The 10,539-nt window shown below is 64.6% G+C and carries 7 protein-coding genes and 1 pseudogene; 2 read left to right on the forward strand and 6 right to left on the reverse strand.

The annotated features are described in order from the left end of the window. Positions 1–221: 221 nt before the first annotated feature. A complete protein-coding gene (locus tag AAFX91_RS33955; RefSeq protein WP_165421604.1) occupies positions 222–854 on the reverse strand; it encodes an HAD-IA family hydrolase in 633 nt (210 codons plus the stop codon). A gap of 114 nt (positions 855–968) precedes the next feature. Here AAFX91_RS33955 and AAFX91_RS33960 point away from each other — a divergent pair, with 114 nt between their 5' ends. Further along, complete coding sequence (locus AAFX91_RS33960; protein ID WP_394569472.1) at positions 969–1,655, forward strand: S1 family peptidase; 687 nt, start codon at positions 969–971, stop codon at positions 1,653–1,655. A 189-nt stretch (positions 1,656–1,844) separates the two neighbouring features. On the opposite strand, the gene AAFX91_RS33965 is transcribed toward AAFX91_RS33960, so the two are convergent. The 3 genes and pseudogenes from AAFX91_RS33965 to AAFX91_RS33975 form a co-directional block, all read right to left on the reverse strand. After that, a complete protein-coding gene (locus tag AAFX91_RS33965; protein WP_394569473.1) occupies positions 1,845–4,067 on the reverse strand; it encodes an acetate--CoA ligase family protein in 2,223 nt (740 codons plus the stop codon). 242 nt (positions 4,068–4,309) lie between these two features. Continuing rightward, positions 4,310–4,804: pseudogene (locus AAFX91_RS33970) on the reverse strand (class GN sortase); the annotation flags it as partial. A gap of 188 nt (positions 4,805–4,992) precedes the next feature. Further along, the gene (locus AAFX91_RS33975) at positions 4,993–7,266 is read right to left on the reverse strand and encodes a marine proteobacterial sortase target protein (RefSeq protein ID WP_394569474.1); all 2,274 of its coding nucleotides are present in this window, start codon (positions 7,264–7,266) and stop codon (positions 4,993–4,995) included. Positions 7,267–7,452: 186 nt separating this feature from the next. On the opposite strand from AAFX91_RS33975, the gene AAFX91_RS33980 reads away from it, so the two are divergent. Next, positions 7,453–8,214 (forward strand): multiprotein-bridging factor 1 family protein, encoded by a 762-nt coding sequence (locus AAFX91_RS33980; protein WP_394569476.1) that lies wholly within the window; start codon positions 7,453–7,455, stop codon positions 8,212–8,214. 7 nt (positions 8,215–8,221) lie between these two features. On the opposite strand, the gene AAFX91_RS33985 is transcribed toward AAFX91_RS33980, so the two are convergent. Further along, positions 8,222–8,935 carry a DUF1614 domain-containing protein gene (locus tag AAFX91_RS33985; RefSeq protein WP_130581963.1) on the reverse strand — a complete coding sequence of 238 codons (714 nt, stop codon included), beginning with the start codon at positions 8,933–8,935 and terminating at the stop codon, positions 8,222–8,224. 219 nt (positions 8,936–9,154) lie between these two features. Then, the coding region (locus tag AAFX91_RS33990) for a long-chain fatty acid--CoA ligase (protein ID WP_394569475.1) at positions 9,155–10,539 on the reverse strand (1,385 nt) is incomplete at its 5' end.

Below are 10,539 nucleotides of genomic sequence, written 5' to 3' on the forward strand. Positions count from 1 at the left end.
TCACTCCCGCGAATCATCGTTCAACTCACGGAATCAGCGATCAAATTCCTTCGCAAGATGTGCGAATATGACAGCCGCCTGCGGGGAGAGGTCGGATCGCATCGCAGATGCGATCCGGGTGAGGGGGACTCTCCGCGAGTCCATCTGTCACTGTGATCGCGGAGACAGCCCCTCACCCCAACCCTCTCCCCGCGAAGGGCGGGGAGAGGGAGAGTCCGTGCCTAGCGCAATACTAGCCCGGTTGCCGCCTCCAGCTCTGAAATCGCCTGGTCCGCGCTCACGACCTTGATCGTGGTCATGCCCATGTCGCGCGCGGGCTTCAGGTTGACGCCGAGATCGTCGAGATAGACGCAATTGTTCGGATCGACCTTCAGCGTTTCCACCATCAGCTTGTAAATGCGCGGATCGGGCTTGCGCAGGCCGATCTTGGCGGATTCGATCACGTGATCGAACAGCGCCATCACCTCCGCGACATAGAGCGTGCGGCCGCTTCTGCTCCCGATCGCGTTCGCCGGCAGGTTGTTGGTGATGCAGCCGGTCTTGAATTGGGCCTTGATGCGCTTCAGCGCTTCCACCATGTCCGGGCGCAGGTCGCCCTGCAGCAGCGGCAGCACGTCCCGGCCGCGCACCTCGGCGCCGAGCGCGAGCGATTCGGCGGCGAACAGCGCATCGAAGGTCTCGATGTCGACCTCGGCGCGCTCGAACTTGGCCCAGGCGTTTTCCAGGTGGTTGGCGGCGTTGGTGCGGCGGATGATGTCGGCCGGCAGGCCGCGCTCGGTCTCGAACCGCGTGAACGCCTCGAACGGCGAGGTGGTCAAGACGCCGCCGAAATCCCAGATCACTGCCTCGATCATTTCCTGCTGCCTGCCGTTATGTTTGTTGACGAGCGGCTAACACGGATCGATCCGGGGAGCCAGCCTGAAACCGGCGGCTTGGCGATGCGCGCGACGCAAGCTATTGCTGTGACCATGAAAGCCTTGCTCGCGATATCAGCAGCGCTCGCGCTGCTCTCCTCCACGCCGGCCTCCGCCATCGTTGGCGGCGGCGTGCCGTCCGCCGAAGGCGTCAGCCGCTCCATCGTCACCATCGTCGGCTCGCGCGGCAATTTCTGCACCGGCGCACTGATCGCGCCGAAAGTGGTGCTCACGGCGGCGCATTGCGTGCAGCCCGGCGCGGACTACAAGATCGTCGAATATGGCCCGGACCGGCAGCCGCAATTGAAGGACGTCAAGAGCATCGCGATCCATCCCACGTTCAGGATGGACGCCATGACCTCCCATCGCGCCACTGCCGACGTGGCGCTGCTGCAGCTTGCAGCACCTGCGCCCGGCAAGGCGCCTGCGGCGCTCGGCGCGCCCAACATTCCGGTCGTCGTCGGCAGCCGCTTCACCATCGCGGGCATCGGCGTCACCGTGCGCGGCGACGGCAAAAGCGGCGGCATGGTCCGCGTCGCCGGGCTTGGCGCCTGCACCGGCGATTCCGGCGGGCCGGTGTTCGAGGACAAGCAAACGGGTCCGGCGATCGTCGGCGTCATTAGCTGGTCAACGGGGCCGAACAATTCCGCCGGTTGCGGCGGCATCACCGGCGTGACGCCACTGACGCTGTATCGCGACTGGATATTACAGACCGCAAGGCAGTGGGGCGCGGGGTTCTGACTTCGTAGGGTGGGCAAAGCGCAGCGTGCCCACCATTCACGGTCGGTGCAAGTAAAGGTGGGCACGCTTCGCTTTGCCCACCCTACAACCCGGCCGTCATTGCCGGGCTTGACCCGGCAATCCATCCTCCCCCGCAAGACTCATTTCTTGATGGATGCGCGGGTCAAGCCCGCGCATGACGAGAGGCGATCAATGCCCCGCCGCCTTGTTCGCAGCGGCGTTGTTCAGCACGATCAGCGCATCCACGGCGATGCCGAGCTTCGTGTTGATCAGGAACGGATTGATGTCGATCGAGGCGATGCGGTTGCCGGCGTCGGCGATCAGGTTGGAGAGGCCGACCAGGGCCTTCACCGCGGAGGCCTCGTGCAGTGCCGGCTTGCCGCGATAGCCCTTCAGCTTGATGCCGGCTTTTGTCTTCGCGATGAGCTGCTTTGCCTCTTCCGCATCGAGCGGTGCACCGGCGAGTGCGACGTCCTTCAATAATTCGATATCGACGCCGCCGGTGCCGAACAGCACCACCGGCCCCATCTCGGCATCGAGCGAGGCGCCGACCACGAGCTCAAGATCGGCCTTTACTTGTTGCGCGATCAGGATGCCCTCGAGCTTCGGCTTGTTCTTGAGCTTCCTGACCCGCGCCGTGATCTCATTGAACGCCTTCTTCACCTCTGCCGCGCTGTTGAGGTTCAGCACCACGCCGCCGATATCGGACTTGTGCAGGATATCAGGGCTGACCACCTTCGCGACCACGGGAAAGCCGATCTTCCGGGCAATGGTCGCCGCCTCCGTCGCCGTCTGCGCGAGCTCCTCCTTCGAGATCGGAATGCCGTAAGCCTTGAGCAGCTTTTTCGAGGCGACCTCGTCGAGCGCCGCGGCGCCGTTGGCGCCGTTCAGCGCCTTCTCCAGCATCGCGCGCGCGGATGCCGTCGAACTCGAGACGATGTCAGGCACTTCCTTGCGCAACTGCGCGTATTCGATCAGCGACTTGATCGCGCCGACCGCGCGGTCGAGCCCCTGCAGCACGGCGACATTGGGGAGCGTCTTGCGCAGCGCCTTGGTATGTTCGGTGAAGCCGATCGACATCGCGCTGATATAGATCACGGGCTTGCCGGCTTGGCCGGCCATCTCGTTGACGATGCGAAGATTGCGCTCGCGCAGTTCATGCGGCGCCTTCGGCAGTTCGGCATCGATGATCACGATATCGGTGTCGGGATCGTCGATCATGATCTTGATCGACTTCATGTAGACGGAGGGATCGACCACGGCGGCAAAGCCGGCGTCCAGCGGATTGCCGACAATGCTGCCGGGGCCAAGCATCTTCGCGAGCTGTTCGGTCGCGTTCGGGCTGAGCGGCGCGAAATTCAGTCCGGCCGAATAGAACGCGTCGATCAGCAGCCCGCGCTTGCCGCCGGACAGCGACACCGCGGCGAGCCGGTTGCCCTTCGGCAGATCGGCATGCACGAAGCATTCGGTGGTCTCGATCAATTCATCCAGGCCGCGGACGCGGATCACGCCCTCGCGGGTCGAGATCGCGTCAAAGGTCTCGATCGAGCCGGCGAGCGCGCCGGTATGCGCCATCGCCGCGGCGCGGCCGCCTTCGGAGGCGCCGAGCTTCAGCGCGATCACCGGCTTGCCGGCGGCGCGAGCGGCCTTGCAGGCATCGCGGAACGCCTTCGTGTTTCGCACGCCTTCCAGGTAGACCACGATGACGCGAACGCTCGGATCGGCGGCGAAATAGTTCATCAGGTCGGGTGTGGTCAGCCCGCTCTCATTGCCGGTCGTCACCATGTAGCCGACACCGACGCCGCGATCCTCCAGCGTCTGGCGGATCGCCATCACGATCGCACCGGATTGGCCGGCGATCGCCACCGGTCCGGCTTCCATGGTGACGATGCGGTCGTCGATATTGGTGAAGAGGTTTTCGCCGGCGCTCAAGTTTCCCAGGCAATTGGGTCCAGTCACCGCAAGCCCGGTCTCCTGCACCGCCTGTTTCAATTCCACCGCGAGCCGTTGGCTTTCTTCGTCCTGCAACTCGCTGAAGCCAGAGGTGACGATGGTGGCGGAGCGCGCGCCGGCGGCGGCCGCATCGCGGATCACCTGCACCGCAAAGCGCGCCGGCACCAGCACCAGCACATGATCAGGCTTGTCGGGGAGGCTCGCAAAATCCTTGTAGCAGGTGACGCCCCAGATCGTCTCGCGCTTGGTGTTTACGGGATAAAGCCCGCCGCGATATCCGTATTTGATCAGGTTGTTCCAGATCCGCTCGGCGTAATTACCGGGCTTGTCCGTGGCGCCAACCAGCACGATGTTGCGCGGGTGCAGCATCGCATGGATCCGCTTGACCACGTCGCTGGCATCACGCGACGGCGACCATTTCTCTGTCGGAGCGGATGCGGGGCTGAACTGTGCTTCCATGGACCTCGCCTTGTCGTTTCCTGCGGCGCTGCGGCGAACACCGTGCGCCATGTTTTTTGTTATTTCTATTGGGGCTTGCCGAGCGTGGCAACTCACACTGGCTGCATGCCGCTACGCGTTGATGCGATATCCCACCGCACGGACAATATTCACGGTGTTGTCATCCGCGAGGGGCCGGATTCGATCATCGTCGCGCGCAGCAGATAGCGTTCCGGCCCCGATGTCAGCGCGTCGAATGGCTAGCAGGTCGAGAGCACCAGCTCATATCCGCTCGACAATGGATCGATGCCGGAGGCATCGAAGCGCACCACCGAGCTGGCGTCGGCGCGATAGCGGAAGGTCTTGCCATCGCTGCGGGTGACGTCGATCTCGTCGCCGATCACGACGTCCTTCAGGAAGCGGAAATGGGTGTCGCGATGCGCGGAATAGACGGCAACGCCGCGTTCGCCGGCCTCGGGTGTGAGCTCGACTTGGCCCGGGCCGAACGCGAGCGCCTGGCCGCTCGAGCCCGCGAGCACGATGGCACTGGCATTGAGCCGCTTCACCTCGATGCGCGCGACCGGCCAGGTGTCGGCCCATGACCACGGTTTTGTCGGATGCCCGGTGGCGATGGTTTGGGTGAAGGCACGTTCGAGCAGCACCTGCGCGAGGAGGGCTTTGGCGTGAATGTAGGCGCCTTGGCCGAACAGGATTAGGCCGAGGAGGGCGAGGAGGAGAGGGGCAAGGAAACGCGGCATTTGACCGATACTCCGACGTCATTGCGAGGAGCGCAGCGACGAAGCAACCCATCTCTCCACAAGCGGTGACATGGATTGCTTCGCTGCGCTCGCAATGACGCGTGTGGAAAGAGTCGCGCGCGGCCCTCGGGGACGGGAGGCCGCGCGCGCCAAGAGGAGGTGGGGGCGCCTCCTCTTTTCATTCGGCATCAGCGGGCGAAGTTCCGACGCCGGATGAATGCGAACAGGAGCAGGCTCAGCGTGAGCAGGATCGCGCCGGCGATCATCTTCAGTTCGGCGTCGGTCGCGGTCTTCGGCAGCTTGATCGCGTCGGGCGCCTGCACCACCGCCGGGCGCTTCAGGGCTGCGACCTGCACCCGTCCATCGCCTTCCACGCGCCGCTCGGTCGGTGCCGCCGGCAATTGCGGGCGCTCGCCGAAGACTTTCGCGAAATCCCAGCCAGCGGGTAGGTTGAGCGGCAATTCGCTCACTTTCAGCGGCTCGCCGTCGGGCCGGCTTGGGGTCTTGTCGACCGCAACCAGGCTGGTCAGCCGCGTCACGAGCTGATGCTCGAGCGCCAGCGCCAGGATGGTTTTGTCGGCGTCCTCAGGACTCGCCTGCCGCGTGGTGCGCGCAACCTCGGCGTCGTCGATCTTGCGCCGCGCCCACAGCTTCGACAGGCCCTTGCCTTCGGCGGCGTTCGCCAGCGGCAGCGTCACGAGCCAGGGGCGGTCGCCGATGCGGCCCTTGATCTCGACGGAGCCCGCGAGCTTGTCGAGTTTGGCCGCCAGCACCAGCGGCTCGCCGCGATAGAGGTCGGGAAGGATCGCCGGCGTAACCTCGGCATGTGCGTCGGAGAATTTGGCGGAGAGACTGGTCACCGCGGGATTCTCGAGCTTCGCGAACAGCGAGCGCATGCGCTCCTCGACCTGGTCGGTGGAGCCGATATGGGTGAAGGCGCCGCGGCCGAGCTCGGCGGCGCGCGTCATCAGATAGGTGTTGGGCGCCGAGCCGATGCCGACCATGAAGATGCGGGAGCGGCCGCGCATCGCCGTGATCGTCTCGAACAATTGCTGTTCGTTGCCGATGGCGCCATCGGTCAGGAACACCACCTGGCGGACATGATCGGAATCGCTGTTCGAGCGATCCGTCAGCGCCGCCCGCATCGCCGGCACCATCCCGGTGCCGCCATTGGCCTGCAGCGCGCTCACGAAGGCGGTGGCGCGGCCGAGATGCTCGCTGTCCGCCGGCACCGCCGATGGGAACAGCACGTCCATGGTGTTGTCGAAACGGATCACGTTGAAACGATCGTTCGGCTGCAGCCGGCCGAGCGCGTAAGTCAGGCTCGCTTTCGCCTGCACGATCGAGGTGCCGCCCATGGAGCCGGAATTGTCGATCACGAAGATCACTTCGCGCGGCCGTGGCTTCTGCTCGGCCTGCTCGACGGCAGGCGGGGTAACGAACGCGAGCAGATAGTCGGCGTCGCCGACACGCTCGCGGAACAGCCCGACCGACGGAGCCTTCTCGGCGGCAGGCCTCCAGGTCAGCTCGAAATCGCGGTCCGCAGGCACCGGACCATCGGTGAGCCTGATAATCCGCGTCGCGTCGTCGACGTCTTCGATCTTCACGGTGTGATGATGGCTCTTCACCTCGCCGAGTGGGAAGCCGGCCTGCAGGCGAACGGTGATGTTGGTCGGATTAACCGGCGCATGCTCGGCCGGATCGAGCACCGGCGGCGTGATGTGGTCGCGATCCGGAACGGGATCAGACTTCGTCGCACCCCAGCCGCCGCCATCTGGACGGAGGTCGACGCTCTGCACGAGCGGCTTCGGATTGTAACGCGGCGCGACCACCATCGGCACGCGCAGCGAGAATTCGTTGCCGGACTGCTGCACCGGCTCCTGATATTCGATCTGCACCAGCACGGTTTCGCCCGGGCCGATATTGGCGACCGAGTTGGTGAAGATGTTCGGTCGCTCCTGTTCGATCAGCGCGGCCTTCTGGCCGTTCTGCTTGGCCTGCTCATAGATGATGCGCGCCTGCTTGCGCTCCTTGATATCGCCGACCACGATGCGATCGCCGACCACCATCTTCAGCGTGTCGACCGCGCCGCCTGCCGGCAGCGGATAGACGTAAACCGCTTCAACCCAGTCCTTGGTCGGGTTGCGGAAGATCTGGGTGACGCGGGCGCGGACGGTCGGGCCTGACACCGTGAGGTCGACATCGGTGCCGAGCCTGACGGCATCGTCATATCCCTCGTCGGTCTTCAGCAGCAGCGAGCCGGAGCCGGAACGGGCGTCGCCCGGCTTGATGAACGCTGCCGGCGGCTTGATCTCTACCGACCACGCCGGCGCGAAGTTCACAAACAATGCCGCGAACCCGATGATGAGCGCGGCAACGCCTTCCACCACGAAAAACAGCGCTATCCGCATCTTGCGCGACAGGCGCGGGCGGCTGGTCACGATACAATCGTACGTCGTCATTTCCTTCTCCCGAGGAACGTCTTGGACGTGCAAAATCTTCGGGAAAGTGCCTCGAGGCGCGAGCAGAATGATCGGCATTGTTCAGCCGCCGCCGGGCGCCGCACGCCGCGCTGTCGGCGGCTTTGTGCGGTTTTGTGCTGAAATGTGCGGTCTGGTAGAGTCGGCGTGAATCAGCATGGGGTGACGATGCCGACGCCGGACAAGCAGCTCTCCGAAGAACAAAGCCGGCAGATCGCGGAGCTGATCCGCGAGGAACTGGCGCGCCGGCGCATCTCGCGGCAGGCGCTGGCCGAGCAGGCCAAGCTCAGCCTCTCGACATTGGAGAAGGTCTTGGGCGGGCGCCGCCCGTTCACGCTGCAGACCACGGTGCGGCTGGAACAGGCGCTCGGCGTCTCCTTGCGCAAGGTCCAGCCGGCGCCGGCGATTCCGGTGGCCAATGGCGAAGTCGCGCCCGACGGGTTAGGGGCGTATTCGCGGCGGGCGGTGCAGTGGATCAAGGGCACCTATCTTACGGTCAGGCCCTCCTTCGGGGCCAAGGACGCGGTCTATGCCTATCGCACCGAGATCGCCTGGGACGACGCCGTCTCGTCGCTGATTTTTCGCGAGGGCGAACGGCTGGATGCCGCCTACACCCAGTTCGGCGAAGTCGCCGTGCCCAACCAATCCGGCTTCGTCTATCTCGTCACCAACCGGCACGGCCAGCATCGCCTGATCACGGTGTCCAGGCCGCGCAACACCGGCGAGATGTACGGCATCATCACGACACTGCTCGCCGGCCGCGGCTCGCTGCTGACGCCGATCGCTGCACCAATCGCATTCGTGCCGATCAAGAATATCGCCAATCCCTCGGTCGGGCGGGTGTCACCCGAGGATGAAAACTACGCGCTCTATCGCGAACATCTGCGCCGCACCGTCGACGAGCCGTTCGCCATCTTCCTGCCGGGTTGACGTCTCGCTATGAGGCGCGGTGCAGGGGTGATGGCGAAACGATGGAGGCGAGCAGCACGGCGAGGATGCCGGTCAGGAAAACGCCGTCAAACGTGCCGGCGCCGCCGATCGAGGCGATCGGCGCCCCCAGGCTGCCGATCTTGTCCAGGTTGAGAATATCGGCGCCGATCAGTGTTCCGACTGAACCTGCGATATAGGCGAGCGGCGCGGCATATATACGCGAGAGCAGAAGCGCGATGATCGCGACGCTGACGACGGGCACGAACACGGGTACCGCGATGCCTATACCCGGCACCGGCGTCGCCAGCGAATGGACGATGAAGGCGATGATGGCGGTGCCGATCGCGGCCCTGACCCAGAGCTCGTATCTGACGATCAGATAGATCGACATGAACGTCGGAATCACCGCGCCGCCGACATTCACGGCCAGGATCGTGCTGGGCGCGGTCACCAGCGGCACGACATAGCGCATACCGAAGAAGTCGACGATCTCGCCGGATCTCACCGGCGGTCCGGACAATTCCGTGATCGGAATATTGAGATAGCTGCCGACCAGCGAACCGAACAGCAGCAGGAACGCGGCTCCCGGACTGACGCCGAGGCTCAGATAGGCATATCGGAGGATGCGGAGCTGGATCAGGATCACCAGCACCAATGCCAGGAACACCAGGATCGAAAACGATCCCGGCGTCATCGGCAGATAGTGCATCTGGCTTTCCACGATCGGCGGCTCGCGTTGTTGGGCCACTCGTTGAAGTGGGGAGCCGTCCGCGCGATCTCAAGGATGACAGTGCCCGTAGCCCGCAATCCGGGACCGGTCGAGCCGTTCGGCGAGCATCCCCCGGGTTGCGCTGCGCTCCACCCGGGCTACGAACTACGAACCGTCGATTGGCCTGCACCGCGGTCTAGCCGTAAACGGTGTTGGCGTCGGAGGGGCACATCACGAAGCTTGCGCCAGATCGGTCGGCTTCTGCTCGGCGAATTGCTTGCGCAGCGTCGGCTTGTGGATCTTGCCGGTCGCATTGCGCGGCAGCGCCTCGACGAATTCGATGATGCGCGGGCATTTGAAGCGAGCGAGGTTCGCCGAGCAATGCGCGTGGATATCCGCCGGCGTCAGCGTCTGCCCCGGCTTCACGGCGACGATCGCCATGCCGACCTCTCCCCATTGCTCATCGGGAATGCCGATCACGGCGGCCTCGGCGACCGCAGCAATCTGGTGCAGCACGTTCTCGACTTCGGCCGGATAGATGTTCTCGCCGCCGGAGATGTACATGTCCTTCCAGCGGTCGACGATGTAGTAGAAGCCCTCCTCGTCGACGCGCGTCGCATCGCCCGTATGCAGCCAGCCGTCGGTGAAGGAGGAGGCGTTGGCGTCGGGCCGGTTCCAGTAGCCCGGCGTGATGTTCGGGCCCCTGACCCAGAGCTCGCCGAGTTCACCCACATCAGCGTCGGTGCCATCAGGGCGCACGATCCGCACTTCCGTGTGCAGCACAGGCTTGCCGGCGGAGCCTGCCTTGCGCGCGGCATCCTCGCGATCGAGCGCCATCACCGCGGGCGATGTCTCGGTCATGCCATAGCCCTGCTGCAGCGCCACGCCGCGCGCCTCCCACACCTTGAGTAGCGGCACCGGCATCGGCGCGCCGCCGACGCCGCCGATCATCAGCCGGCCGAAATCGGCGCTCGCGAACGACGGATGCTGCGCCATGAACTGGTAGATCGCGGGCACGCCGAAGAAGACGTTGATGCGCTCAGCGGGATCGCTGGTCAGGCGCAAGGCCTCGCCGGGATCGAAGCTGCGCATGATCAGGACGGTGCCGCCGGCATGCAGCACCGGGTTGGTGTGGCAATTGAGCCCACCAGTATGGAATAGCGGCAGCACGCAAAGGAATACCGAGGATGGCGAGATGTAGGCGAGGCCGCCGAGATTGACGCAATTGAAGAACGTCATGCCGTGGGTGATGATGGCGCCCTTCGGCTGGCCTGTCGTGCCCGAGGTGTACATGATGGTCGAGATGTCATCGAGCGTGACAGGCGCGAACGTCTCGATCGGCTGTGCCGCTGCGATGCCTGCCTCGTAGGAACCATCAGGGCCGAGCCGCAATGTCGATGACACGTTGCAGAGTCTGGCGACGTTGAGCGCGGTCTCCGCGAGATCGCCATCATGGATCATGACTTTCGGCGAGGCATCGCCGACGATGAACTGCAGTTCCGGCACCGTGAGGCGGGTGTTGAGCGGCAGGAATACGGCACCTAGTGGTTCATCACAGTGATTTTGACGTTTTGATACCGAGCCATTCGAGGATCGGCAAGTTTTCGGGTGGCAGG

This window comes from Bradyrhizobium sp. 31Argb, assembly GCF_043638955.1.
Lineage (GTDB): Bacteria > Pseudomonadota > Alphaproteobacteria > Rhizobiales > Xanthobacteraceae > Bradyrhizobium.